Origin of the sequence: Runella limosa DSM 17973, from assembly GCF_000482465.1 — a bacterium.
Taxonomy (GTDB): Bacteria; Bacteroidota; Bacteroidia; order Cytophagales; family Spirosomataceae; genus Runella; species Runella limosa.
In genome coordinates this window covers 53,805-80,732 of sequence record NZ_KI519424.1, presented here as the reverse complement: position 1 = coordinate 80,732, position 26,928 = coordinate 53,805, and the positions used below count along the sequence as shown (strand labels likewise).

Here is a 26,928-nt window from a genome sequence, read left to right as displayed (position 1 = left end):
CTCTCCTATTCATTCTCTCAAAAACACATCGCCATAACTTATTGATAATAAACCACTTATTTATATAATGAAAAATTATTCATATTTGAATTTTTATTCATTTATGGAAAAATAAAAAAGGTGCTTCTTCAGTGAAAGCACCTTTAGATACATTTAATTTCTCAAAAAACGACCCCTCAAATAGTGAACAGGGAAGCCTTTTTCTGTGAAAATTTTCTCAAAACGCGTCTTAATTCCGAAGTGTTCGGCGTGTAATTCTGACTGATAAAGGTCAAAAGTTGCGACCAAATCATAAAAACCAAATTGCGCAAGCTCCTCTAATGTAAAGTCAAAAAGCTCTCTGTTATCCGTTTTTAAGTGCAACAGCCCATCTTTTTTGATAACAGCCACGTATTTTTCCAGAAAGTGTGGATGCGTTAATCGACGCCTCAGGCTCTTTTTAATATTGAACGGATCGGGAAAAGTTATCCAAATTTCGGAGACCTCCCCTGCTTCAAAAAAGTTTTGAAGAAACTCAACATTCGTTCTTAAAAAGGCTACGTTTTTTAAACCAAGGTCAATCGCCTGCTGGCTGCCTATCGCCAAGCGGTCTCCTTTGACATCAATGCCAATAAAATTCTTTTCTGGAAAAACTTGGGCCAATCCGACCGTATATTCCCCTTTTCCACACGCTAATTCAAGCACGATGGGATTATTGTTCAAAAAGTAGGTTTCGTTCCATTTTCCTTTAATGGTTTCATACAAGGGCTTTCCTACCTCTAATACATTGGTAGCCAGTGCATTTGCGGCAAAACGTATAAGTTTCTGACGGCTCAAGATTTTGATATTTAAAAGTTAACTGTAATCTGGTACTGTATAATCAATTCTCATTGAATTGTAAAAGTACAAAAAACCACATTTTGAATAAAAACTTTCAAACCTATCTATACAATATTTTCAGTAATATAAATAGGCTATATAGACTAATATTAAACCTCAGCGACTACGAATGTGCTACCTCCAATATAAATAATATCGGTGGGTAAGGATTCCCTAAGGGCTGCGTTTAAAGCTTCTGCGACGGAAGAATATGTCTCCCCCGATAAACCTAAAGTGGCCGCAAGGGTTTGTAGTTCGATTGCAGGCAAGGACCTTGGTAAATCAGCTGCGCAAAAATAGTATGTGGCCTCTTTTGGAAATAACCCAAGTACGCCAGCTACGTCTTTGTCTTTGACAAAACCAAGTACAAAACGTAATCCTGTGTAATCGTAGTAATGAAGTTGGTTCAGGGTTTCTTTGAGTCCTCCATCATTGTGAGCGACATCAGCCACCACCATTGGAGTTTGTTGTAAAACTTGCCAACGTCCTTTCAACTGGCTGAGTTGTGTGGCCTGGGACAAACCTGCTTCTAGCTGTGCATCGCTTATCTCCCACCCTTGCATTCTTAATTCTTGTACAGCCTGCAAGACACCCAAGATATTTTTAGCCTGATAAATACCAAGTAAATCTATTTTATAGGTTTTAATTATTGAATTAATAGACTTAATTGTAACTTCTCGATACCCCGCTGATAGCGATGTCTCCATGACTTGGAAGTGTTGATCTGCAAAAACAATGGGCGCATGACATTCTTGGGCTTTGGCCCGAAAGACGGGTTCCGTCTCAGGCTGAGTTTCCGAAATCACTACAGGCACATGGGGTTTAATAATTCCCGCTTTTTCTCCCGCAATTTTTTCTAAGGTATCTCCCAACAAGTCAGTATGGTCAAAACTGATGTTGGTGATGACCGACAGAATGGGTGTGATGATGTTTGTAGAGTCCAGCCGTCCGCCCAACCCCACTTCTATGATGGCAATGTCCACCCGTTGTTGGGCAAAATAATCAAACGCTAATGCCACACTTATTTCAAAAAATGAGGGTTGTATGCGCTCAATAAGGTCTTGGTGGTTGGCTACAAAGTCCACAATCGTTTGCGTAGGACATGGTTGACCATTGATTTTAAAGCGCTCGGTAAACGACTTTAAATGCGGTGATGTGTGTAATCCGACGGTATAGCCCGCCGATTGTAACACCGCCGAAAGCAAATGTGAAGTACTCCCCTTGCCGTTTGTTCCTGCCACGTGAATGCTTTTAAATTGGGTATGTGGGTTTCCCAAAGCTTCACACAAGGCCGTAATGTTGGTTAATCCTGCTTTCATCGCCACTGCTCCTACGCGATGAAAAGCGGGCAAGCGGCTGTACAAATAGGAAATGGTTTGTTCGTAGTTCATGGGATAACAAAAATAAAGGGGCAATCTAGCCCCCTTATTCCCTTTTCAGGGATTTTTTTATGGAAAGAATTATCTACTCTTGATATTGAAAGTAATGGTTCCTTTGGAAGTGGAAGGAACATTTTCTGACTTTGGTACCAGTTTCATGCGGCTGACAGCCCGTTTATAGACCTCTACTACCGACTGGCTAACGGTTGATTCTTTTACCCGCACACCGATGATGTCGCCTGTATCGTCCACGGTAATTTCAAAAACAATCCGTCCCGATTCGTCAGAGTCGTCATTCACTTGCGGACGGGCACCCATTCCCCACCCAGATACGTTGAGGGCCAAGCCTGTTTTAGCACCGCCTGGCTTACCATAAAGGCTACTAGCGTCGATGCTTCCTTTGGGGTTTCCTTGGTCGCCTACCGTTCCTGGTTTGTCACCATTGTTATTTCCACCCGTTCCCGAGGCAGTTCCGTTGGTTCCATTGCTTCCTTTTGAACTACCCGATGATTTTTTAAACAAAGCATCTTCATCCACTTTTTTGGGCTCAGGGGCAGGCTTTGTAGGAGCAGGTGGCGCGGGCGTTGTTGATTTTGACTCCGTTTTGGTAGGTTTGGTTTCGGCCTTTGTTTCAACGGGACTTTCCAATTTACTCGTAATTGGCGGTTTTACGGGCGCCGTTTTTACAGGTTTAGGCGTTTCTACTTTAGGCGTGGGTGGCGGTGTAACCTTAGGTGTTGGCGTGGCTTTTACCTTGGGCGTATCATCCGATTTTTTTACGTTTTCAGCCCGAGGCGAATCACTCGCTTTGTTATAGGTCTGGATTTTTCCGTAACCCGCATCATCCGTTCCAAAATTCACTTCCACGTACTCAATGGCTTCCGTTTTGGGAAGCGCATGATAAATTTTCACAAAAAGTGTAATCGTAATAAGCGCAGAGGTAATGATAGTCGCACCCGCTAATCCTATCATTTGGTGCTCTCTGTCTTCTTTCGTATTGACAAGTATCGACATGGGTGAATGTGTGTAATTTTTGAATTAACGCAAAATAAGGGTAAAATATATACGAGCACAAAAAAAAGGGGCTTTTGCCCCTTTTTTAATTATTTACTACCTAAATTATTTATGAATCACGTACGCTTTTGCACCTGCCAAGCGACTGATTTGCGCTACTTGTGATTTGGCTTTGACCGATGATTCGCAGGCAATGGCCGATACAATGATCAGTTTTCCATCGTTTGGCTCTGGATTCAAAATCGTGGCATCGCTGTAGCCATGGCTCTGGAGCTTGGCGGTCAAGTTACGGGCATTTTCAATTTTAGAAAATCCACCTGCAATCACCAAAAACTCCCCGTTTACATCCGAACTAGGCGCGGGGGTTACCACCGTTTCTTGGTTTCTAGCAGGAGCAACTTGTTTTTCCTCAACTTTCGCCGTTTCTTTTGTTGCTGCTACTGGCTCCTCCTCTTTTTTAATCACTACCGCGGGTTCTTCTTGAGCAACTACCTCACTAACAACCTCTTCCTTCGGTACAACCACATTTTCAGTCGCTACAACTTCTTCTTTTTTAACAGTGTTAGTTTTTTTATCAGTTGCCAACCACCCCTTCACCGTCGTTATCAATTCAAAAGGATTCAGGCTTGACTTTAAACTTTCGGATGGAAGCTGGGTGATGCTGGCAAAAAGCACCGTACCAATCAATAGTACCCCACCGATGTACATCACAATTCGGGTACGACGGCGGCGAGGAATTTCAAGTTCGAGTTCTTCCGCAGGACGGTCGTCAGAAGTCCAATCCTCATTGGATTTTCCAGATACGTCAATTGAAGCGGCAGGTGCCAGCGAAACCGACTTTAAGCCAAAGCCTTCTGCGTAAAAATTAGTATCAACTGTTGGTTCAAACTGAAGTTTACCTTCGTCGTTGGTATCAAGGATACCGATTCCATCCAACGTATAGTTGCCTTTTTCTTTGATGGTATTTTTGATCTCCTCCACAAACTGACGAACGCGCGTTTGGGCTTCCTCCCGCGTAATTTGTTCGTTGATAGTCATGTAGTGAGTCAGCAATCCGTCATCTAGTTTCAACGCCTCATTGAACGCTACTCGCTTCTGCGGTGCATGGTAAAGGGCGTTTTGCTCGCTGTAAAACGCATGACTAAAATACGCCAAAAAACCACCCAAATCGGGGAGCACGACGCAGTCATGTTCATACAATAGTTTACGGGTGTAATCTAGGACAGAAATCATGTTTGTTATGTAACCTGTTTATGGGGATTTGGGTACTAAGGTACAGAGAAGATAAAAAAAAAGCAATAGCCGCGCGGGCTATTGCTTTGAATTAGGTCGAATAAAGTGCGTTAATTGCTTAGATTAGAACTGTATGGCGTCCAAAAAAAAATAATCTAAAACTGAAACGACAATCCCGCTAAGAAGTTGAGACCCTGTTGCGGATAATACAAATAGCGTTCGTAGTTCTTACCTAATAGGTTATTGATGGAAGCGAATGCTGAAAAATTACGCGTCAATAAATAATCTATTTTTAGGTTTAAATCGACGATCGGCTTGAGGTTGTGCGTTGTGCCCGTTTGAAAGTTTTTGTTTTTTAACCCACCAATGTAATAGGCGTCGATGGTTGCAAACATTTTTTTGCTGAATACAAAGGAGTTGTTCCACGTCACCGTCGAACGTGGGCGGCCCCACGGTGCTTCTAGGCGTTTGACGTTGTAATCATAAAAATCTCCCCGAAGCGTCGAGCGAACAATGTTTTGGTATTGGTACCCCACTTGGGCCGACACAGTTAAGACTTTGATGTAGTCGGCATCATACACAACCGCAAATTTGGTGCTATCCAACCAATCGTTGTTGAAGCCGTAGAAGTTTTTGAAAGTTGCGTACGACACTTTTCCTTCAAACTGAAAACTAGGGCCTAACTCACCCTTAAAACCTCCGTAAATATCACGGCTTCGTTCGGTATTGGCAATGGTAACATTGGGGGCTAACCAACGATTTTCGCCCAACAACGAGCGCAAGGTATTACGGTTGAGGTCGCCACCGTAACCCGCAAATACGTGCACACCCGCCAATGGAACGGCATCCACTTCTACTTGCGGGAAGCCAACGGTACGGTTGATTTTGAGGCGGTCGTCGGTTTCGTTAACGGCTTTGAAAGCTGCCGTTACCGTAAAGGCATCGTACGAAAATTTAAAAGCTGGTTTGACACTGAACAAATTCCGTTTGAAAGTTTCGGCATCGGTGCGTTGAGAAACGTAAGCATCGGCATTCAACAACGCAAAAATGTTTTCGGTAATGGGAACTGAACCCGAAAAATTGGTACCCCAATCGGTCTCAGCCGCACTGTAACGGTCGCTGAGTCGGTACAGGGACGTTTTGATGGAATAATCAATAAACTTGTTGTTGTCAATGTTATCCAACCCTACTTGTACGCCAAAGGTGTTGATTGTTTGGCGGATATTTCCCTTCAAGATTTCGGCGTTAGGTGCCGAACGATTGGCGTAAAAATAATAGTTGTCGCGGTCGTAAAAGGCCGTTCCGCCCAATTTAAACGAATTACCAATGTACTGCCCGTTGAGTTTGAGGCGGTTTTCGCTGTTGGCCGAGTTTTGACCGTCAACGGGTCCCGTTTGGTTGGACAAGTGTTTGAAATGAATGTCGTAGGCTAAATCTTCGGTATTGTTACCAATAAATGTTTCTCCGTAAATCTTACCGTAATTACCTCCCCCTACTTTGACGTAATTATTGAGGTTTCCACCTTCGTCTTCTTTGTTTTCCCCGTTGACTGGCAATACCGTAGGCGTGATTTTGGGCGTTCCGAGCGTTAATTTGGGCGTACGAAACTCATAATTCAGCTTTCGGTTGTCTTCTTCACTCGTAAAAGGTTGAAGTTTGTTGTAAAGGCGGTTGGCGGGGGGCAACTCAATCTTTTTCTTTTTCTCTACTTCAAAGGTTTGGCTGTCAATTTCTCCCGATTGTTTTTGTGCCAACACAGGCAGCGAAAAACAACTTGCCACAACCAGCAAGCGGAGAGGTTTTATCGATGGGACTTTCTTCATTCTTTTTAAGTGCTAAGGTTATTGTAAAGCGGCTAGTTTTGATTTGGCCAACTCAATGGCGTCTTTGTCTTCGGCATTTTCAATGACCGATTGCAAAGTGGCTTTGGCTTGGTCGGGGTCTTTTAGCCCTACATACACATCGGCCAATAAAATAAAGGCGCGAACCCGCCAACGCTCATAATCGGCGTATTGTTTGTTGAGTTCCATCACCGACGCCTGTGCTTCTTTCAATTTGCCCTGACGAAACAATGATTCTGACGCCCAGTATTTTGCCTCAGCCCCAAATTCGTCTTTGTTGGCAGCCACTATTTTTTTCAATTCTGCATCCGCCGTTTTGTAATCTGCTTTTTCAATATAGACCTTGGCCATTTGCATCTGCGCTTTTTTGGTCGAACCAGGGATCACGTCTCCTGCATTCATCACTTCACGCGCGTAATAGGCCGTTGAATCGTATTTTTTCATCGAAAAATACGTATCCATCAAACGCATCAAGCCCGTCACGCGGTCTGTTTTGCTATCTGATTGGGCATAGAGCAAATTAAAATTGCGAACCGCTTGCGGGTAGTTTTGGTTTTGCGCTTCAATGTCTCCCGCCCGCAAAGCTGCTTTGGGTGAAAACCGCTGATCACCTTCCGAAATAACCAAGCTGAAAAGTTTGAGGGCATTGGCGTTATCGTTGTTGCGGTAATAGCTTTCTCCCCCCAAATAACGTGCTTCTGTCGCCAATTTGCTGTTGGGATAATCGCGGATAAAGCTTTGGAGTGCCTTGATGGCTTGTGGGTACTTGCCATCGCCGTACAACCCTTTGGCTGTTTCAAATTCCAATTTTTCAGTTTCGGTACTTTGCGGATTTTTCTTTTTATAATCGGCCAAAACATTCGACATTTCTTCCGTTCTGCCCGCGTTTTCCAACGTCGCTTGTAACCCTAATAAGGCTTCTTTGGCCGCTGGGGCATCTGAATACTCTGACAAAATCTGCTTGTAGTCGCGAATGGCTTCTTCATATACCTGAATGTTGTTATAAGCCAAGGCGCGCTTCAACAACGCAGGCGGAATCAAATAACTGCGTGGTTTGTCTTTGACCAAACGCGTATAAGCACGAATGGCCGCTTGGTAATTTCCTTTCTCTAAATCAATGTTGGCCGACTGAAACAAGGCGTCATCGGCATAGCGCGAAGTAGGGAATTGGGCAATCACCTTATCAAACTGCGCTTTTGCCTCCGTGTCTTTCTCTTGGTAGGTCAAAATCAACCCTTTTTGATACAAGGCATAGTCACGGTCCAAACGACCATCGTTGATCGCTTTGTCGTACATGGCGGTGGCTTGCGCGTAGTTTTTATCGGTCAAATAACAATCTGCGATTCGGATGGTCGCATCTTCAATCGTTTGTGGCTCTCCCACGCCTTTTCCTTTAGTAATATACTGTTGGAAATTCGTCACCGCCGCTTTGTAGTCTTTGGTATTGTAATAGGCGTATCCCATCGAATACAAACTACGAATGCCGTAGGGAGAGGTCGGGTTGCTCCGAATCAATTGCTGATACATCGGGATGGCTTCTCCGTAGCGGTTTAAGGCCGAGAAAGCTTCTCCTTTTTGGTAGGTAGCCGCCAACGCAATTTCGGAATCAGGGGTATATTTGAGCGACTTGTCAAAGTTTACAATTGCTTGGGCGTAGCGTTCGGCGTTAAAGTCAGCAATTCCCAAGTTCATGGTTTGGCGCTGGTAGGCAGCTTTGGTTGCCTCATCTATTTTTTTCAACTTTTCGATATAGGCCACGGCTGCTGCACTATTGTTGGATTTGGTCAAAGCTAGGATTGATAGCTTGGTGGCCTCTTCTTCGTACTCACTGTTCGGGAAGTTTTTGATAAACTCCTGAAATTCCGTAAAAGCCGCCGATTGGTTGTTGAGCTCTAACTGAACTTTGGCGTGATTGAAAGACGCTTCTTCTTGAATCACTTTGTTAAATTTCAACTTGGCCGCATTGTCAAAGCCCGTCAACGCCGCTTGGGGGTTCTTGGTCTGAAGGTGGCTGATGGCCAAAATATACGACCCAAACTGCCCCGTTGTGTCCTTGCGGGTTGCAACACCTTTTAATTGATCGACCGCCCCAGGATAATTGCCCGTTTTGAACAACGAATGTCCATATCGAAATTGGATAGGTGCTGGCATGGGGGTTTCACGTCCCTTCAATTGAACATACTGGGCATAATATTTGGCCGCATCGGCATAATTACCTCGGTTGTAAAGTACCTCGGCGGCGTACAAGGCAACGTCATTCAGCTTGACTCCTCCTCCTTGCGAACGGCGCAACAATGGCTCGGCGTACGCAATCAAATCGTCGTACCGCTCGGCTTGGTACAACGAAGACACAATCCAGTTGGGGGCGTCCATTTTATACTGTGGATGCGATTCGATGTTTTTGAAATTACGGTAAGCATCGTCGTATTTGCCGTTTTGATAATTGATGACCCCCGCATAATAAGCCGCTGGCGCAAAATAATCGCTGGTGGCGTCTTGTTGTACTTCCGCAAAATAACGGAGTGCGGGCGCAAACTGCTTGGTGCTGTAATACGACAACCCTAATTTGTAGCGGGTTTCGGTGGCAGCGTAGTAGTTTGAACTGCGATCCAATGCTTTGGAGAGGTACGTAATGGCGTTGGCATAATCTCCCCGATCAAAATAATACTTTCCCAAATCGCTGTAGATGAGGGCTGCTTTGGGGTGCTCGGGGTGATTGCGGACAAACCGATCGACGGCCAGCTCGGCTTCGGGCGCATCGGCATACAACGCACACAGGGTGGTGTAGTACTCGGCGGTCACGGCGGTGTAGTCGTTGGTGTTGAGCAACGCTGGGCGTTTTTCCAAATAATAGCGAAACTCCTGTTTGGCCGCCGAATAGTTTGATTTTTCAAAAAGTTCGACCCCATTTCGGTAGTGAACATCAGCCTCAGTATAACCGAGGGTGTTTTGGGCGTGAATCGCCTCCCACGAAAGGGCACAAAGGGACAGGGATAGAAGGCTGCGTTTGAGAAACATGTGGTAAATAAGGATGTAAAAATCGAAAAGTACGATAAAATTTCCGTACAAGATTTATTTTTGCGAAAGAACGAAAAACAAACTTTAAAACGTATAAATTCCTTGGTTCATTGCCTATAAATTGTTCTTCCTTCATACAAAACACGAATTAATGTCGTTTCTAACGTTGTCAAATATTTGCTATAATTTTCCTTCAAAAAAATTGCATCTCTAGTAAATAACGACTATTTTTGCACTCCTTTTATAGAACAGAAATACATTATTTTTTTATAAAACCAATGGCAAATCATAAGTCAGCATTAAAAAGAATCCGGGCCAACGAAACAAAACGCCTTAGAAATCGCTACCAACACAAAACTACGCGTACAATGGTACGTAAGTTGCGTGACACTAAAGACCAAGTTGTTGCATCAGAATTGTACAAAACTGTATCTTCTATGCTTGACAGATTGGCAAAAAAGAATGTCATTCACAAAAACAAAGCGGGTAACCTCAAGTCTAAATTGGCGAAACACGTTAATCGTCTTGTGGTAGCAACTGCATAAATTGTACTTTTTTGCAAAGAAAAACCTTTAAAGCTCCGTGCTTTAAAGGTTTTTTTCGTATTATGCGCTTTCATACTTAGTAGTAATATATTGTATAACCTGTTAACCATTACAAAAAACTCATGAAAAGAATGCGTTTGACATTGGGAATCGCGCTGTTAAGTGCGAGCGCAGCCATTGCCCAAAAACCCACCATTGAATTTAATGCCCGCGGAATCTTGGCCCTTTCAGACGGCGACATGGCGGCTTCGGCTGTTGTTGACGGAAAATTGATGAAAGAAGTTGGCGTAAAAGATGCTTTGAGCGTATTTCCACTTCCTCTGAAATTGGGACAAGAGTTTGGCAGTGCCCCCCTTCCAAACTCAGCCATTGGCTGGTCTCGCAGCGCAGCTGTGATGTCTGACGGGCGTTACGCTTACGTCATTGAAACGCGTGGTCAAACGACCGACAGTGTGAAAACGGTTAAAAATGTAGCCACGGATTTACCTGCGGGAAGCACCATGTACATTGTTGACATTTCTAACATGGCCAAGCCTTCGACGCGTAAAGTTACCGTGGGTAAAAATCCTTTGGCCGTCGATATGTTAGGAAGCAATATGCTCATTACCTCGGAAGAAGCCGCCAAAGAGTTGCGCATGTTCGAGATTGGTGCTGGCGGATTGCCGACGCGTAACGTTCCAATTGCCCTCAACCTTCAAAATGCCCGCGCTACTGACGTCACTTGGCACCCAGAAGGGGAATTTATCGCCATTACTGTGGAAGAAACCAAAGAAATTTGGCTCTATAAAGCAAAACGCAATCCACAAGGCAAAATCGCTACGTTTGAAGCTTTTGGAACACCCGCAAAATTAACGGGCAAACCAGGCGTAGGGTCGTTCACACCAGATGGTAGCTTGTTTATCGTTTCAGATTTAAAAGACGGCGCAGCGGGTGAATTAGTGGCGATTCAGTTTAATACGACTGCCGCTGACCCTAAAACAGCCGAACATAAAGTAGTAGCTCAAACCCCCGTAGCGGCTGGCGTTGAAAGCTTTGCCATTAGCCCAGACGGTGCGTTGATTGTAACGGCCAATAAAGCCAATTCGGCCCAACCTTGGGAAGGTAGCGTAGGCAAAGCGGGTGTCTCGCTTTTGTCTTTGGCAAAAGATGGCAAAGCAACCAAAGTAGCTGATTATGAAATTGAAGGCATTGCTCCTGAAAGCATTATCTTCGACAAATCAGGCGACAACGTGGCGGTATCTGTCTTTGAATACTTCGACTACGGTCGCCGTGACGGTGGTGTCGAATTTTTTAAAGTCAACAAAGGTGGTACGCCCTCGTTAACCAAACAAATGGCAAAAATTAGCGCCCCTAAAGGTTGCCATACCGTGAAATTGATTCCTTAAAATAATCATTTGACGAAAAAGCCGATGCCTGAGAAGGTATCGGCTTTTTTTGTAATCACAGAAATTTTATCGACCTTCATCCATCACTTATTTTTCATTTTACGCATGGAATTTTCACACATTCAAGAGGCCGTTGACTTTCTTAAAAACCAAACGCAGGATTTTCAACCTCAAGTGGGTATTATTTTAGGAACTGGCCTTGGTAGCCTCGTCGATGACATTACAATTCAAGCGAGTATTTCGTACGAGACCATCCCTCACTTCCCCGTATCTACCGTTGAGTCTCACAAAGGAAAATTATTGTTTGGAACCCTTTCGGGCAAAAAGGTAGTGTGTATGCAAGGTCGTTTTCATTATTATGAAGGATACTCGATGCAACAAGTGTCGTTTCCAGTTCGGGTAATGAAACTGTTAGGAATTGAGCAACTGATTGTTTCCAATGCCGCAGGAGGACTAAATCCTGCCTACCAAACCAGCGATTTGATGTTGATTCAAGACCACATCAGTTTGTTTTTACCCGAAAACCCACTCCGTGGTACCAACCTCCACGAATTAGGCGACCGCTTCCCCGATATGAGCGAAGTTTATGACGCCTCTATGCTCGAAAAAGCGGCCAAAATTGCCGAATTACACCACATTCGGGCGCACAAAGGGGTGTATGTAAGCGTAACGGGTCCGCAACTCGAAACCCGTTCGGAGTACCGACTACTTCGCCAACTTGGCGCAGATGCCGTGGGCATGAGTACCGTCCCTGAAGTGATTGTAGCCCGCCACATGAATCTTCCCGTTTTTGGCATTTCGGTCATCACTGATATGTGCATTCCCGAAACCCTTGAGAAGGCCGAATTGAGCAAAATTTTAGCGGCCGCTTACCAAGCAGAGCCGCTTATGACGTTAATCATTAAAGAATTGCTCCAATAAGGAACTAAGCAAAATTAGACTGAACATCTAATGCTCAAACCCCACGCCGCTTCGGCGGTCCGACTTTAGGCTGGGGGTTTGAGGAAATTCAGTGCTTTCTTTGGGAAAAAGCGTTTTAAAATTAATTCACACTTTTTTCCAAAGACTCAAAGTTCATCATATTCGTACGCTCTTCTTTTTTACGAATACCAAAATTATACACCAAGTTGAGCCCGAAACGGCGCGTATCTACCTGGCGCATTCCAGAAGCCGTTACACTTCCTTGCTTCAACGTAAATTCATTTCGTAAGGTGTAGAAAATATCATTCATCGACATCGTTACGGTCATTTTTCGGTTAAAAAACCGTCGGTTAATGTTCATATTCAACCCGCCAAAGTTGCTCAACTCATAAAACTGCAATTGCCCATTGAGTCGAACAAAACCGTTGAGACTTAGGGTTGAGCGATTGTCCAGTTTGAGTTGGTGAAAAGTAAAAATTGACCACGAACCGCGCTGAAAAGTCAATGGTTTACCTTCGTATAATCCTTCATATTTGTTGTGATTGTACTGAGTTCCTACGACAAAAAAGTACTTACCTCCTGGCGGAATAGCCCCCATCAACCGAAAATAGGTTTCTTCGTTTTTACCTAAATTATCGTAGGTGCGAAACGCAACGCTTGGGTTTTTGGGGTCTTGGTAAACCACGTTGGTAAAAATATCGCTCGTATAATTTTTCCCAATCGCAAAAATGGGCCGCTCTTCAACACTAATGTTTGCTTCGATGTTTTGGGTAAACTGCGGACGTAGGGTCGGATTGCCCGTTTCAAACAAATACTGATCCAAATACCGTTGCGAAGGATTGAGGTATTCATAAACGGGACGCGTAATCGAGCGCCGATAAACCAAGTAACCGCGCATTTCGTAGCCCGCAATTTTGGCCAATCGCCGACTTAAATACACGTACGGAAACACATCCGCCCTTTTCAATCGAAAAGAAGTATCGGTAGGAATCCGCTGGCGGCCGTCCATAAAAGTGGTTTCAAGCCGCACGCCTGCTTTCAACGTAAAAGCACTAAACGTTTTTGAGCCTTGGACGTAGGCCGCGTTAATATTTTCGTGATAATCGAATTGACGGGTACGAACCACATCCGCACGGCGAATTGTTGAAATGACGTTAAAATACTTGGTATCATTCTCAAACCACTGAAAAGCGGTTTTCAACCCAGCTTCTACCACCAGTTTTTGCGGGAAAAGGTATTTAAAGTCTGTACGGGCACTAAAGGAATGTCGATTGTTGCCAATGTCTCCATCACCACTTGTACTGAAACGGGCGGGCAACAAATAATCAGTTGAAAAAAGTTGGGTACTTTGATTCGTTGAAAAACTATACGATGCCTCCGCCGTCACTTCCGACCCGAGCGTATCTATTTTGTACTTGGTCGATACATCTTGGTTAAACAAGAATGCTTTGGTTTTACTTGCTAACTGATTGACGTTTTCTACCACCAATTTATCGACACTTAATCGCGAAATCTCGTTGTGGTTTTCGGCAGACGAACGGTATTGGTTCCACGAGATGCGGTCGTCAAAGTTAAACTCCCATTTTTTGGAAGGTGTAAAGCCCATTCCAAAACCTGTGTAAAAGGTTTGACTCGGGGTGGTGGTATAAGAACGCTGACTCAAGAGCGAATCTAAGGTAAAAGGACGGTCGGTTTCGACTTGGTCGTAGGAATTACGGCGGTTGTAGTTCACCACAACGTACGATGTTTTTTTGCCGTCGTTATTATTCACTGTCACGCCCAGTAGCTGATTTCCGTAGCGGCCTTGGTTCATACCTGCGTTCACGCTACCCGTGACCCCAATCTTAACCCCTTTTTTCAAAATCACGTTGACCACCCCTCCGCTGCCACTGGCGTCAAACCTTGCCGAGGGAGTCCGTAAAATTTCGATTTTGGCAATGCTGTTTGGTGGGAGGTTTTTCAGCAAGGAGGCAATGTCAGCCGTACTCAGTTTTTGCTCACGGCCATTGATATAGACCGTGGCGGGCGTCGTGCTGCTTAAATAAATGTTGCCGTCGGGATCAATAAAAACGCCAGGAATTTTTTCCATGACTTCCATCGCACTGGTGCTGCTGTTGGCCAAAGGTTCGGGATCAACAATTGTTTTATCATCTTCTTGTTGAATCAGCGGTTTAGGCGCTGTGACCACTACTTCATTGAGGGTAGTTTTGTCGGCCTCCATCAAAAATGTAAAAGAGGATTGATTCTCAGTAGGAGAAAGTAATTTCCGAAAAGGCTTAAAACCAATGGAAGTCGCTTCCAACAAGTACTGTTTGCCAAAAGTCACCTTAAATTGGGCCGTACCTGCCGTATCGGCCACGGCGTACATTTTTTTGGTAGAATCGGCACGCTCGGCCAGGCGGAGTGTTGCCCCGATGACCGCAGCCTTCGCACCATCTTGTAAGCGGATTTGAAGGTTTTGGGCAACTAGGCCGCAAAAAGGCATACAAAAAAAGAAAGAACAAAAAAGTTTACGATTCATAAATAACTGACAATTAGGCTGTTTGCTAATTATTGGTGTATAGTGTTTAAATTGGCTCTACATAGTTACTCCTTTCGAGGCAACAAAGCCTATTTTCAATACTTAATTTCTAATTAAAAATCCCCGCCCTTGAATGAGCGGGGATTTTTATATCTCCTAAAATAACGATGGCTTCATCATTGTTGTTGTTGCAACTGCGCCCTGATTTGGTTAGCCGCAGCGGTATTTCCCTGTCGTTCGTAAGCGATGGCCAAGTACTGCGCCGCATCACGGTTTGTAGGGTCTTGACTTAGCACTTCGTTCAACATAAACACCGCATTGTCGTTTTGATTGAGGTTGATATACGCAATCGCCATGGTGGTCATTGCCCCCAAATATTCAGGGAAAATTTCCAAGGCTTTTTGACATTCCTGCAACGATTCATTGAACTTACCCACGTTTACGTACGCATTGGCCAAGTACAAACGAACCACCTCATTGTTGGGGTCAAGTTGACGGGCTTTTTCCAAATACGGAATTGACTCCGCAATTTTCCCTTCTTTAATCAGTTTAATTCCCTTAAAATCATCTTTGCTGATGCGTTTTATCACCAACCCAATTGTAGCACCGTTGACTTCAATTTTATGAATGGTCCCTGCAGGTGGAAACACCCCAGCATTTCGGAAGTGACTTGGATTGAGGTGCCCCGTTAAAAACACGCCATAGTCCCAATCAAACTCTGAGCGCTGATAATAACGGCGATAAGCCATTTTCAACTTGGGATAATCGGTAAAATAATCTTTCAACGGCACAAAATAATCGCTGGCAATGACCACCGTATCTTTTTGTATGTTCGGAATATTGGTCTTCATCCAATCGGCGATTTCTCGGGTACTTACCCCAAAATAATCCGTTTCGTAATTGGCAAATGCTCCTTTGGTACCGCCAGTCAGTTCGTTGTAATAAGTATATTGATACGGATGGTTTTTAATCATAAACCACAAAGGCAACGCCACCAACACGGCCAATACCCCCGCGAGCGCTTTTTGTCCTACGCCTCCCAATCGACGGAAGAAATACTCAAAGCCTACGGCCGTTAGCGCCAACAAAGGCGGGTAAATAAAGGTAGTATGGCGCCAGCCGTTGTAAAAGGCCGAATGTTTTGACACCCCATACAACCACGGGAAAAGGGCGACAAACAACACCAAAAACAAATACCGCTGGTTGAAATACCGCCGCGCCAACGGAAAAGCAACCAAAAATACCAACACGCCCAGTAAGAAATACAAAGGCGTAGATACCATCATGTATTTGGGGACATAGTACCAAGGAAGCGACGTTGAGTATATTTTTGTTCCTTCAAACAAGGTTTTTATACTAATAGGAAAATTCGTCAAGGTTTGCAAAGCCGTCAACGGGTTTTTCAACGGATTGGCCAAGGCAAACGGCCAGAATAAAATACCGAGCAAATAGCCACCCAAAGTAGCGACTCCCGTTTTGAGCGCGACGTTTTTTAATACTGCGCTGTCACCAAACACAGCTTGACGCACTTGCTTGCGAAAAAGAACCTCAACCCCAACAAAAAACGGAACGTAAGCCACCAACGCCAAACCTGGCGCACGACTTCCCAGGCCGATACCAATACCCGCAATGGCCAACAAGGTTGTTTTCCATGAGGGTTGGGGAAGTTCTTGAATAAACTTAATCAAAGCACAAATGGTCAGAATATATCCCGCCGCAAAAGTAATGTCCTTGGGGTTGTTCATCGAATCGCCAAACAAACGCGGAGAGAAAAGCGCAAAAATCAAGGCCAACAGACCCGCGCGCCAATTTCCACCGAGTAACCGTCCCGTCAAGCCCGTTGCCACAAAAATAAGGACGCCCATGAGCGAGAGTAACATGTGACGAATCAGGTACGGATCGGCACCAGTGGTGCGGTAAATGGCCGCCGAAATTAAGTCAAGCGTGGGGCCATAACAATACATTACCTCTCCTCCGCGAGGTGCGTAAGAAAGTGCTTCTTTTTTATCACCAAAACTGGTAAAATAATCCAAACACAGTTCGCCGTAGGCTTTGTTTCCCCATTCATCGGCCGTTATTCCGTACTGCGTACTAAGAATTGGCATACCAATGAGTAAAACTAAGGCCAGTCCCCAAAAAATTTTACGAAAAAGTTCGTCCTTAATTGGGGGATTTACGGGCGTTTTTGCTTCTACTCCAGTGAAGCTTTCAGTGGATAAAACGGAAGAAGAATCTGATTCAACTTGCTGTTTCTGAGGTGTTTTTATGGGTTGAGGTACTCCTTTTTTAGATTTTGACATAACCGCTCAAATTGGAAAACTAATCAAATGTAAGGCGATATGCCCAATATCTCCAAAACTGTGCCAAAAATTAAAAAACGTTATCTTTGCACCGCCTTACTAGACCAACCACCGATGATTGAGTCGTTGCTTTTTTCATTACTGCTTTGGATTTGGGACAATCGTTCGTTTGACACGATTTCAAGGAGTAACCGCGCAAAAATTGAGGGACAACAAGCCTACAACGAGAAAGACTATCAACATGCGCTGGAAGCCTATCAGAATGTTTCGACGGCTTCACTTTTTGCCGAACCAGAATCTCGGCTCAATTTAGCACATACTTATTTTCAGTTGAAACAGCTTCGCAATGCCCAAAAATACTATGCCAAGCTCTCCTTGGTGTCTAATCCATTTTTGGCATCAAGGGCCTTAAACCAACTGGGGGTCATCGAAACCATGCAGAAGGATACGGCGCAGGCGTTGTTTTATTTTCGGCAAAGTTTACGACTTAATCCCGACAATGATAAAGCGCAGTACAACTATGAACTACTGAAAAAACGCTATCATGGCAAAGAAAAAGAAGCCAAAGCGCTTACCCAAACGCCTCCCAACGTAACTCCTAAAAAAAATACCCCCCAGCCCCAAACGGAGCAGGTGGCCAAACAAACGGAGGAAAAGAAAAATTTATTAAACCAGCTCAAAAATTTAAAAATGAGCGAAGAACAAGCCATGATTATTCTGGAATCTTTGAAAGCATCCGAAATTCAGTACTTACAACAACAACGCCACCGAACGACCGCCAACGACGACACCAAAGGAAAGTGGTAGTATATATAATATATAAGGTAGAAAAATCCACCAAAAACTACGCATAGCGTGCAAACTCTCACTCAAACCAATTTTCAGTTTCCCAACCAAACGGGATTTTACCGCGGCAAAGTCCGTGATGTATATAGTTTTGAAAACTGCGTGGTCATGATCGCCAGCGACCGAATTTCGGCTTTTGACGTCATTTTACCACGGGCCATTCCTTACAAAGGACAAGTGTTGAACCAAATTGCGGAGCATTTTCTGCGGGCAACGGCTGACATCGTGCCTAACTGGCTTCTTGAGGTTCCAGACCCCAACGCCAGCCTCGGCAAAAAATGCGACACTTACCCCGTAGAAATGGTTGTTCGCGGTTATTTGGCGGGTCATGCCGCCCGGGAGTACAAAGCAGGAAAACGTACGTTGTGCGGAGTAACGCTTCCTGAAGGTTTGAAAGAAAATGACAAACTTCCAACGCCCATCATAACGCCCACCACCAAAGCCCACGAAGGCCACGACGAAGATATTTCGCGCGAAGATATTCTTGCCAAAGGCATTGTGTCGGAAGCAGAATATACCCAGCTCGAAAAATACGCCTTAGCGCTGTTTGCCCGTGGCACCGAAATGGCCGCCCAACAAGGGTTGATTCTGGTGGACACCAAATACGAGTTTGGGTCTAACAACGGCACCATTTACCTCATCGACGAGGTACATACGCCCGATTCGTCTCGTTATTTCTACGCTGATGTTTATGAAGAAAATCAACAAAAAGGGATTCAGCAAAAGCAACTTTCCAAAGAGTTTGTTCGGGAATGGCTGATTGCCAACAGTTTTCAGGGAAAAGAAGGCCAAGTAGTCCCCGAAATGTCGGACGAATGGATTCTTCAAATTTCGGCCCGCTACATTGAACTTTACGAAAAAGTAACGGGCAAACCCTTTATTAAGTCAGAATCACAAAATATTTTGGCACGGATTGAAGAAAATGTTACACGTTCGCTAACTTTATAGACTATGACACATACCATTCAAAAACACGAACAATACGCCCTCATTAATATTCACGAGTCTGCCTTTGACGATGACATGGCAGCTGAGTTAGAAACCCTCGCTCGTGGACTGTTTCGTGAAGGGTTCCATAACTTGATTCTCAATTTTGCAACGGCAACTGACATTGCCTCGGCAGGAATCAGCATTCTGAAAAAAATCAACATGCTTTGTTCTCGTGAGTTGGGGCTAATGGTGTTGGTTTCTGACAACGACGACTTTGTGGATTTGCTCATCGACGGCAAAATACGCGACGTTACCATTCTCCCAAGCGTAGAAGAAGGCATCGACGCCGTATTTATGAATGACTTGGAAAATGAGTTCAGCGCCGAAAGTGATGATTTCAACGACGACGACATGGACGAGGACGGTTATACCCAGAGCGAAAAACCGTAATGCCATTCTCCGTACTAATCTTGGGGGCTGGCTCGGCTACCCCTACCCTCAACCGCCACCCTTCTTCGCAGTTACTCACCTACGAAAGTGACCACTTTCTGATTGACTGCGGAGAAGGGACGCAGTTTCGCCTGCTCGACTACAAGGTTCGCCCAGGCCGACTCAAGGGGATTTTTATTAGTCATTTGCACGGAGATCATTACTTCGGGTTGATTGGTCTGTTGTCGAGTCTCAACCTCGGTGGGCGTACCGACGATTTGTTGTTGTTTGGCCCACAGGGGCTGGACGAAGTACTCACGCTCCAGTTTAAATACTCTCAGACGCCGTTGCAGTTTCGGATTATTTTTACCCAAACCAACACAACTACCTCTACGCTACTTTACGAACATCCTTGTTTTACCGTCTTTACCATTCCATTGAGTCACCGCATTCCTTGTGCTGGATTTTTGTTTCAAGAAAAACCCCACAAACGCAAACTCATTAAAGAGAAAATCACGGACGATATTCCGTTTGACTATTTACGTCAGCTCAAAAACGGGGAAGACATTTACGACGAAGGTGGTAACCTCCTCTACAGTGTGGCTGAATATACCTTGCCAGCTCCACCACCCCGCAGCTATGCCTATTGTTCGGACACCCGCTACGACGAGGCAATTATTCCCATCATTCGTGGGGCTTCGCTTTTATACCACGAAGCTACTTTTCAAAATGATTTGGCGCACCAAGCCTCGGCCCGTTTTCACGCGACCGCGAGTGAAGCCGCGACCATCGCCCAAAAAGCCAACGTCGGCAAATTGCTGATTGGACATTTTTCGTCGCGCTACAAGGAAGTGGATTCGTTTTTGACCGAAGCACAGGCCGTTTTTCCCAATTCGCACATTGCCGAAGAAGGCACGACTTTTAATATACTTTCAGTACCTTCAGCTGATGCTTCCCTCCCACCCGATACTTCGGAAAACTAGCCTTGGCACACAAAATTCCTAACGAGGCGATTCCCCCCGCGATTAAGGCTGTTTTGGGATCAAACTGAACCAAAAAATCAACGCCTCCCTTCGTGATAAAGGTATCTGTCAATAACAAAACGCCCCCTGCCAAGGGCAACATGACTGCGCCTTGGGTAACAAAAGGAATGTTTCGGCTGAGTCTTATTTTATGAACATCAGAAATCATGACTTCCGTATGTTCATATTCTCCCAAGATATCGTTGTAAGTAGAATAGGTAAAAGAGCTATCCGAAACCGCCACGATGGTTTGTTTGCTTTTTTTACGTTTTTGTTTGGTTGAAAATGTCAGTTCATCTCCTACAAAAAAACGGTGCCGACGGATTTTGCCCATTCGATACACATCCAACACTAGGTACCTTCCCCCATCTTTGGTAAAAGTAGAACGGTATTGGGGATTCTGTTTTAGAAACAACTCATTCGCATCCAGCGTTTGTTGGGGTTGGGCATAGGCACATCCCATACTGGCGATGAAAAGTAGAATTAGATAGATTTTTTTTCGCATGGCTAATTCAATATTGAGGAACGATTTAGAACATTTTATAAGTAACGCAAGAACCCTTCATTTCAGTACTAAGGTACTCATCTTACAAAACAAATGTCATTAGATTTCTGTTAGTTTTTTTCGAGCATAAACCTCCTCCATCAAAAAAAGAGCCTCTAAACCCAGAAGGGCAAGAGGCTCTTTTTAAAAAGTATTGTTACAAACTGTATTTTACGATCCAAACGTGGCGATTGTTCCTTGCACTTCTGACTTAAAGTGTGCAATAAATTCTTCCAAAGGCATTTGACCCAAATCACCTTGTCCTTTACGACGTACCGACACTTTGCGTTCTTCTTGTTCTTTTTCCCCCACAATCAACATGTACGGCAATTTGTTTACTTCCGCATCACGGATTTTGCGACCAATTTTTTCATCACGGTGATCTACGTACCCACGAATATCTGCTTCCTGTAATTGTAAGAACACATCGTTGGCAAAATCTTGGTATTTCTCCGAAATTGGCAATACCGCAATTTGATCAGGCGACAACCAAAGTGGGAAGTTACCCGCTGTGTTTTCAATCAAAATCGCGATAAAACGCTCCAACGAACCAAATGGCGCGCGGTGAATCATCACGGGGCGGTGTTTTCCACCGTCTGAGCCCATGTATTCGAGATCAAAACGTTGTGGTAGCTGATAATCCACTTGGATAGTACCCAGCTGCCATTTGCGTCCCAAAGCATCTTTCACCATGAAGTCGAGCTTAGGGCCGTAGAAGGCTGCCTCGCCCAATTCCGTCACGGTATTCAAGCCTTTCTCGGCGGCGGCTTCGATGATGGCGCTTTCCGCTTTGTTCCAATCGTCGTCGCTTCCAAAGTACTTTTCTGGTTTTTCGGGATCGCGAAGCGAAATTTGGGCACTGTAATTTTCAAAACCAAGGGAACGGAACACGTATTGTACTAAATCAATAACGCGTTTAAATTCATCCTTCACTTGATCGCCGCGACAGAAGATGTGCGCATCGTCTTGGGTAAAACCGCGTACGCGCGTAAGTCCGTGTAATTCACCACTTTGTTCGTAACGATACACCGTTCCAAATTCCGCCAAACGCAAAGGCAATTCGCGGTACGAACGCGGACGAGATTTGTATATTTCGCAGTGGTGCGGGCAGTTCATCGGTTTCAGCATAAACTCCTCACCTTCTTCGGGCGTAAGAATCGGCTGGAACGAATCCTTTCCGTATTTTTCCCAGTGCCCCGACGTAATGTACAATTGTTTGCCCCCAATGTGCGGCGTAACAACTGGCGAATAACCCGCCCGTACTTGCGCCCGACGCAAGAAGCTTTCCAAACGCTCGCGCAACAACGCACCCTTAGGCAACCACAACGGCAAACCTTGTCCTACTTTTTCGGAGAACGTAAAGAGCTCCAGTTCTTTCCCCAACTTACGGTGGTCGCGTTTTTTGGCTTCTTCAAGTAAGTGGATGTACTCGTCTAGTTCTTTTTGTTTAGGGAACGTCACGGCATATACCCGCGTCAGCATCGGACGTTTTTCGTCGCCGCGCCAATAGGCACCTGCCACGTTCATGATTTTAGCGGCTTTGATAAAACCCGTATTAGGAATGTGCGGTCCACGGCACAAGTCGGTAAAGCTGCCTTGTTCGTAAAACGTAATTTGACCATCCTCCAATCCGTCAATCAATTCCAGCTTATATTCGTCGTTCTTTTCGGTGAAATACGTAATGGCGTCGGCTTTGCTGACTTCGCTGCGCTTATAGTCATTTTTTTGACGCGCCAACTCCAGCATTTTGTCTTCCACTTTTTTGAAATCATCTTGAGAAAACGTTTTTCCTCCCAAGTCGATGTCATAGTAGAAACCTGTTTCAATGGCTGGCCCAATTCCGAATTTGGTTCCTGGATACAACGCTTCGATGGCTTCGGCCAACAAGTGCGCCGACGAGTGCCAGAATGTAGCTTTCCCTTCGGTATCGTTCCAGGTCAACAATTGGACGTTGGCATCCGACGTAATGGGGCGCGTTGCGTCCCAAACTTGTCCATTGACTTTGGCAGCCAGCACGTTACGTGCGAGCCCTTCGCTGATACTCAGCGCAATGTCCATGCTGGACACACCTGCGGCATACTTACGAATGCTACCGTCAGGCAAGGTAATGTTAATTTGTTCAGACATTTTGTTAAATTGTTTGGAGATACAATCCACGTCCTCAGTGGCGAACGATTAAACGACAACCATCTACTACTTGTACTACACGGATTGCTTGGGCGCAAAATTGGGCTTTTTTCTGAATTTTGCCAACCTCTCTACGGTTTGATTTTGAAGTTTCGACTGGTATCTGCCTTTGTTTTCAATTGAAGGTTCGGGGTCAAGACCTCGATTTGCACCCGCGATGGGTCCAATGCCTTTTCGGGAGCGGTTGTTTCATCCTCGGCTTCCGCCACGGCTTCGGGGGCAACAGGCGGCAACGTCCCGTAGGTTTCTAAGTACATTTTACGTTGTTGGGCGCGGTATAACCGTCCCTTGGAGCGCCAATCGGTTGGATCTTGCTCGGCGGCAAGGCTGTATTGTTCGATAGAACCGTCCAAATTACCAACGCGGTCATACGCAGTACCTAATAAAAAATGTATTTGCGGATATTTTGGATTGAAACGCTGCACTTTTTGAAAACTCTTGATGGCTTGCGGAATACTGTTCCATTTTAAATAGATAATTCCCGCATAAAAATCAGCCATGTAATTGGTAGAATCGAAATGAATGGCTTTTCGATAACTAATCAAAGCACTGTCCAGCCGTTTTTGGGTGAAATACATCTCACCACGAGCGTAGTGCAACTGTGATTCTTTGGGGAAGTACTTTAATCCAATTCTGTTGATTTCCTTCGCCTGATCGTATTCTCTCAAGCGGGTATGAATGGTCGTAAGCTCTACGTAAGCTGGAAGAAAGCGCGGCTTTAAATCCAAAGCCCGCTGCATCAACGCAACTCCCGAAAGCGTGTCGCCCTGTCGGGCATCGAGCAGTCCCGTATAAAAATACGCCTCTCCGTCATAAGGAGCCATTTGTAGCGCCTTTGCTAAATACAATTTTGCTTGTCGAAACTGGCGTTTTTGTTGGGTCAAATCCCCCAACAACACGTATAATTCAGGCGTATCTTGTTGCAAAACTTCCGCCCGTCGGGCTGAGGCCAAAGCTTCGTCATATTTTTTTAATTGGCGCAAAACCCTAGCCCGCGTCAACAAAAATAGACCGTTGCTGGGGCTGATGTCAAGGGCTTCTTCAATGTCTTCGAGTGCACGGTCATAATCGCGCAGCGCCACGTAAAGCTCGGCGCGTTTGTGATAATTAGCGGCCGAACGGGGACTTCTTCGGATGACCGTGGTTAAGTAATCTATCCCTACTTTGATGCGGTGCGTGGCATCATCGGTCGGCAGTGGTGGGATACGGGTACTTTGGCGGGTATCGCTTGAGCACCCTATTACACTCACTACTGCTACACACAGGCAAATAATTGACAGAATCCCTTTCAAAATCTTCGGTTCGGATAATTGTGCCACAAATTTCGAGAAAGTTTTGGGTAAATCCACCATCCTTGCCCGAATAACGGCTGTCAAAACTGCCTATTTTTCCCAACGCAGCTTGACAAAACAAGACGATGTGACGGGCAGCCTAATCCTTACGTTATGCCTTTTTCCGCGATTTGACGCAAAGCGACGCATTTTCTGCCAAATTGTCATTTTTAGCTTTTAAAATTTTCACTGGCACACTCGTTGTACATATTAGCCCCGTAAGAGGGGTGCAACAGCCAAAAGCCCTCCCTCTTTAAATCTGTTAAACGGGCTTAAAAAGCTCACTTAAAATTTACAACTAATGGGAAAAATAATTGGAATTGACTTAGGCACTACTAACTCGTGTGTGGCCGTAATGGAAGGGAACGAACCCGTCGTAATTGCCAACAGCGAAGGTGCTCGCACCACCCCTTCGGTGGTAGCGTTTATGGACAACGGAAACGGCGAACGCAAAGTAGGTGCTCCTGCAAAACGTCAAGCCATTACCAATCCTCACAATACCATCTCTTCTATCAAGCGTTTCATGGGTAAGCGCTTCACAGAAGTAGGAAGCGAACTAAAGACCGTTGCATATACTGTCGAACAAGGAGCTAACAACACACCTCGCGTGCGTATCGGTGAGCATCTGTTTACACCTCAACAAATTTCGGCGCACATTTTGACAAAAATGAAGCAAACCGCCGAAGATTACCTCGGACAAACAGTAACCGAAGCCGTGATTACGGTACCTGCTTACTTCAACGATGCCGAACGCCAAGCAACCAAAGAGGCGGGTATCATCGCGGGCTTGGATGTGAAACGCATCATCAATGAGCCTACCGCAGCGGCTTTGGCCTACGGATTGGACAAACAAGGAAAAGACATCAAAATCGCCGTTTTTGACTTAGGTGGTGGTACTTTCGACGTATCTATCCTTGAGCTAGGAGATGGTGTGTTTGAGGTAAAATCAACCGACGGAGATACGCACCTTGGGGGAGATGACTTTGACCAAGTGATTATCGACTGGTTGGCCGACGAATTTAAGAAAGACGAGGGCATCGACCTCCGTCAAGATGCGATGGCGCTTCAACGTTTGAAAGAAGCGGCAGAAAAAGCAAAAATTGAGTTGTCAAGCTCAACGCAATCAGAAATCAACTTACCTTATATATTCCCAGTAAACGGCATTCCAAAACACTTGGTACGTTCGTTAACAAAAGCGAAGTTTGAGCAATTGGCCGATAGCTTGTTCCAACGCATGATGGAACCTTGCAAGCGCGCCATGAACAACTCAGGTCTTCGTATTTCGGACATCGACGAAGTAATCTTGGTAGGTGGTTCAACGCGTATTCCACGCGTTCAGGAAGAGGTAGAGAAGTTCTTTGGAAAGAAACCTTCTAAAAACGTTAACCCTGACGAAGCAGTAGCCATCGGTGCTGCGGTACAAGGAGGCGTTTTGACGGGTGAAGTAAAAGACGTACTCTTGCTTGACGTTATTCCGTTGTCATTGGGTATCGAAACTTTGGGTGGTGTTTTCACCAAATTGATTGAAGCCAACACTACTATCCCAAGCAAAAAATCAGAAACGTTCTCGACGGCTTCAGACAACCAGCCTTCGGTAGAATTGCACGTGCTGCAAGGTGAGCGCCCAATGGCCTCACAAAACCGTACCCTCGGTCGTTTCCACCTCGACGGTATTCCACCAGCCCCACGCGGTGTGCCACAAGTCGAAGTAACGTTCGACGTGGATGCCAACGGTATCTTGAACGTAACGGCGAAAGATAAAGGAACGGGCAAAGAGCAAAAAATCCGCATCGAGGCATCAAGCGGTCTTTCGGACGCCGAAATCCAACGTATGCGTGAGGAAGCCAAAGCCAACGAGGCTGCGGACAAAGCCGCCCGTGAGGAAATTGAGAAAGTAAACCAAGCTGACTCAATGATTTTCAGCACTGAAAAACAATTGAAAGAATACGGCGACAAACTTTCGGCAGGAAACAAATCGGCCATCGAAGGTGCATTGGAAGAGCTTCGTACCGCACACAGCAGCCGCAACGCTGCCGCTATCGACGCCGCTATGACCAAAATCACGGAAGCTTGGAACGCCGCTTCGCAAGAAATCTACGCAGCAGGTGCTGACGCAGGTGCGCCACAAGACCCATCGGCAGGAGCTGGACAACAAGCCAACGCTGGCAACGGCCAAGAAGGTGAGTTTGTCAACTTCGAAGAAGTAAAATAGTTTTGGGTACGCGGTCAGACGATAGTCAGACCGCGTCATTGGTGAGTAGTCTGACTACCGCTTAACCACCCGCAGCTATCAATGATAATAAATGCAAAACAGCCCTGCCGCGAGGTGGGGCTGTTTTTTTGGGGGTTGTGGGAGTGACTTTACCGTTTGATCAGGTTGAACGCATTAAAATATAAAGCCCTATTCATTGCTCCAGAGGAGCTACATCTTAGTAGAAAAATGAATCAAATTCCCCCAAAAAAACATTGGGCGACCGACGCTCGGTGAAAGATGTCACCCCGATGGGGCTTTTGAATCGCCTTTGCTACTCTTTTTCTACTAAGATTTAGCCTCGCTGAGGCTACTTTTTTTAAATGTGTTTAATCTAGAAAAGTAAATATAAGGCGATTTCATTCGCTTTGAG

Annotated in this window: 19 protein-coding genes; 8 read left to right on the top strand and 11 right to left on the bottom strand. The window is 45.2% G+C overall.

Features of this window, described 5'->3' with window-relative positions; all coding sequences use genetic code 11:
- Positions 1-153 precede the first annotated feature (153 nt).
- From trmB to K339_RS0121885, 6 genes are all read right to left on the bottom strand, one after another.
- Positions 154-816, bottom strand: a complete 663-nt coding sequence (gene trmB / locus K339_RS0121910) for a tRNA (guanosine(46)-N7)-methyltransferase TrmB (protein ID WP_028525520.1) — start codon at positions 814-816, stop codon at positions 154-156.
- A 152-nt stretch (positions 817-968) separates the two neighbouring features.
- Entirely contained in the window at positions 969-2,249 is a 1,281-nt protein-coding gene (locus tag K339_RS0121905) for a bifunctional folylpolyglutamate synthase/dihydrofolate synthase (protein WP_028525519.1), read from the bottom strand.
- Positions 2,250-2,318: 69 nt separating this feature from the next.
- Positions 2,319-3,251: an energy transducer TonB gene (locus K339_RS0121900; protein WP_028525518.1), complete on the bottom strand. Its 933-nt coding sequence runs from the start codon at positions 3,249-3,251 to the stop codon at positions 2,319-2,321.
- A 105-nt stretch (positions 3,252-3,356) separates the two neighbouring features.
- Positions 3,357-4,484, bottom strand: coding sequence for an HU domain-containing protein (locus tag K339_RS0121895; RefSeq protein ID WP_028525517.1), 1,128 nt, complete (start codon positions 4,482-4,484; stop codon positions 3,357-3,359).
- A 155-nt stretch (positions 4,485-4,639) separates the two neighbouring features.
- The gene (locus K339_RS0121890) at positions 4,640-6,307 is read right to left on the bottom strand and encodes a TonB-dependent receptor (protein ID WP_028525516.1); all 1,668 of its coding nucleotides are present in this window, start codon (positions 6,305-6,307) and stop codon (positions 4,640-4,642) included.
- Positions 6,308-6,325: 18 nt separating this feature from the next.
- The gene (locus K339_RS0121885; RefSeq protein ID WP_028525515.1) at positions 6,326-9,343 is read right to left on the bottom strand and encodes a tetratricopeptide repeat protein; all 3,018 of its coding nucleotides are present in this window, start codon (positions 9,341-9,343) and stop codon (positions 6,326-6,328) included.
- Between the two features lie 278 nt (positions 9,344-9,621).
- On the opposite strand from K339_RS0121885, the gene rpsT reads away from it, so the two are divergent.
- The 3 genes from rpsT to K339_RS0121870 all read left to right on the top strand — a co-directional run bounded on the left by rpsT (position 9,622) and on the right by K339_RS0121870 (position 12,194).
- The gene (rpsT, locus tag K339_RS0121880; RefSeq protein ID WP_028525514.1) at positions 9,622-9,888 is read left to right on the top strand and encodes a 30S ribosomal protein S20; all 267 of its coding nucleotides are present in this window, start codon (positions 9,622-9,624) and stop codon (positions 9,886-9,888) included.
- A gap of 122 nt (positions 9,889-10,010) precedes the next feature.
- Positions 10,011-11,273, top strand: a complete 1,263-nt coding sequence (locus tag K339_RS0121875; RefSeq protein WP_028525513.1) for a lactonase family protein — start codon at positions 10,011-10,013, stop codon at positions 11,271-11,273.
- A gap of 105 nt (positions 11,274-11,378) precedes the next feature.
- Positions 11,379-12,194, top strand: coding sequence for a purine-nucleoside phosphorylase (locus tag K339_RS0121870; protein WP_028525512.1), 816 nt, complete (start codon positions 11,379-11,381; stop codon positions 12,192-12,194).
- 121 nt (positions 12,195-12,315) lie between these two features.
- On the opposite strand, the gene K339_RS0121865 is transcribed toward K339_RS0121870, so the two are convergent.
- The gene (locus K339_RS0121865) at positions 12,316-14,715 is read right to left on the bottom strand and encodes an outer membrane beta-barrel protein (protein WP_051398166.1); all 2,400 of its coding nucleotides are present in this window, start codon (positions 14,713-14,715) and stop codon (positions 12,316-12,318) included.
- Between the two features lie 176 nt (positions 14,716-14,891).
- Positions 14,892-17,015, bottom strand: a complete 2,124-nt coding sequence (locus K339_RS0121860) for a tetratricopeptide repeat protein (RefSeq protein WP_028525510.1) — start codon at positions 17,013-17,015, stop codon at positions 14,892-14,894.
- Positions 17,016-17,075: 60 nt separating this feature from the next.
- On the opposite strand from K339_RS0121860, the gene K339_RS36165 reads away from it, so the two are divergent.
- From K339_RS36165 to K339_RS34440, 4 genes are read left to right on the top strand one after another with little or no spacing between them, the layout of a single operon-like run.
- Positions 17,076-17,822, top strand: coding sequence for a tetratricopeptide repeat protein (locus K339_RS36165; protein WP_169731888.1), 747 nt, complete (start codon positions 17,076-17,078; stop codon positions 17,820-17,822).
- A gap of 48 nt (positions 17,823-17,870) precedes the next feature.
- A complete protein-coding gene (locus K339_RS0121850; protein ID WP_028525509.1) occupies positions 17,871-18,809 on the top strand; it encodes a phosphoribosylaminoimidazolesuccinocarboxamide synthase in 939 nt (312 codons plus the stop codon).
- A 3-nt stretch (positions 18,810-18,812) separates the two neighbouring features.
- Positions 18,813-19,241, top strand: a complete 429-nt coding sequence (locus K339_RS0121845; protein WP_028525508.1) for an STAS domain-containing protein — start codon at positions 18,813-18,815, stop codon at positions 19,239-19,241.
- The gene (locus K339_RS34440; protein ID WP_051398164.1) at positions 19,241-20,203 is read left to right on the top strand and encodes a ribonuclease Z; all 963 of its coding nucleotides are present in this window, start codon (positions 19,241-19,243) and stop codon (positions 20,201-20,203) included. Before K339_RS0121845 ends, K339_RS34440 begins: the two co-directional genes overlap by 1 nt.
- Here the strand turns inward: K339_RS34440 and K339_RS0121835 are convergent.
- The 3 genes from K339_RS0121835 to K339_RS0121825 form a co-directional block, all read right to left on the bottom strand.
- Positions 20,142-20,747 (bottom strand): hypothetical protein, encoded by a 606-nt coding sequence (locus K339_RS0121835; protein WP_157607698.1) that lies wholly within the window; start codon positions 20,745-20,747, stop codon positions 20,142-20,144. The two genes, K339_RS34440 and K339_RS0121835, sit on opposite strands and share 62 nt — an antisense overlap.
- 210 nt (positions 20,748-20,957) lie before the next feature.
- Positions 20,958-22,913: a threonine--tRNA ligase gene (gene thrS / locus K339_RS0121830; protein WP_037301568.1), complete on the bottom strand. Its 1,956-nt coding sequence runs from the start codon at positions 22,911-22,913 to the stop codon at positions 20,958-20,960.
- 131 nt (positions 22,914-23,044) lie between these two features.
- On the bottom strand, positions 23,045-24,292 hold the full coding sequence (locus tag K339_RS0121825; protein ID WP_169731887.1) for a tetratricopeptide repeat protein: 1,248 nt from the start codon (positions 24,290-24,292) through the stop codon (positions 23,045-23,047).
- A gap of 313 nt (positions 24,293-24,605) precedes the next feature.
- On the opposite strand from K339_RS0121825, the gene dnaK reads away from it, so the two are divergent.
- The gene (dnaK, locus tag K339_RS0121820; protein WP_028525504.1) at positions 24,606-26,516 is read left to right on the top strand and encodes a molecular chaperone DnaK; all 1,911 of its coding nucleotides are present in this window, start codon (positions 24,606-24,608) and stop codon (positions 26,514-26,516) included.
- The last annotated feature ends 412 nt before the right edge of the window (positions 26,517-26,928 follow it).

Coding starts and splice junctions, on each gene's coding strand:
- K339_RS0121905 (WP_028525519.1), bottom strand. CDS start 2,249: ATGAACTACGAACAAACCATTTCCTATTTGTACAGCCGCTTGCCCGCT.
- K339_RS0121900 (WP_028525518.1), bottom strand. CDS start 3,251: ATGTCGATACTTGTCAATACGAAAGAAGACAGAGAGCACCAAATGATA.
- K339_RS0121895 (WP_028525517.1), bottom strand. CDS start 4,484: ATGATTTCTGTCCTAGATTACACCCGTAAACTATTGTATGAACATGAC.
- K339_RS0121890 (WP_028525516.1), bottom strand. CDS start 6,307: ATGAAGAAAGTCCCATCGATAAAACCTCTCCGCTTGCTGGTTGTGGCA.
- K339_RS0121885 (WP_028525515.1), bottom strand. CDS start 9,343: ATGTTTCTCAAACGCAGCCTTCTATCCCTGTCCCTTTGTGCCCTTTCG.
- rpsT (WP_028525514.1), top strand. CDS start 9,622: ATGGCAAATCATAAGTCAGCATTAAAAAGAATCCGGGCCAACGAAACA.
- K339_RS0121875 (WP_028525513.1), top strand. CDS start 10,011: ATGAAAAGAATGCGTTTGACATTGGGAATCGCGCTGTTAAGTGCGAGC.
- K339_RS0121870 (WP_028525512.1), top strand. CDS start 11,379: ATGGAATTTTCACACATTCAAGAGGCCGTTGACTTTCTTAAAAACCAA.
- K339_RS0121865 (WP_051398166.1), bottom strand. CDS start 14,715: ATGAATCGTAAACTTTTTTGTTCTTTCTTTTTTTGTATGCCTTTTTGC.
- K339_RS0121860 (WP_028525510.1), bottom strand. CDS start 17,015: ATGTCAAAATCTAAAAAAGGAGTACCTCAACCCATAAAAACACCTCAG.
- K339_RS0121845 (WP_028525508.1), top strand. CDS start 18,813: ATGACACATACCATTCAAAAACACGAACAATACGCCCTCATTAATATT.
- K339_RS34440 (WP_051398164.1), top strand. CDS start 19,241: ATGCCATTCTCCGTACTAATCTTGGGGGCTGGCTCGGCTACCCCTACC.
- K339_RS0121835 (WP_157607698.1), bottom strand. CDS start 20,747: ATGCGAAAAAAAATCTATCTAATTCTACTTTTCATCGCCAGTATGGGA.
- thrS (WP_037301568.1), bottom strand. CDS start 22,913: ATGTCTGAACAAATTAACATTACCTTGCCTGACGGTAGCATTCGTAAG.
- dnaK (WP_028525504.1), top strand. CDS start 24,606: ATGGGAAAAATAATTGGAATTGACTTAGGCACTACTAACTCGTGTGTG.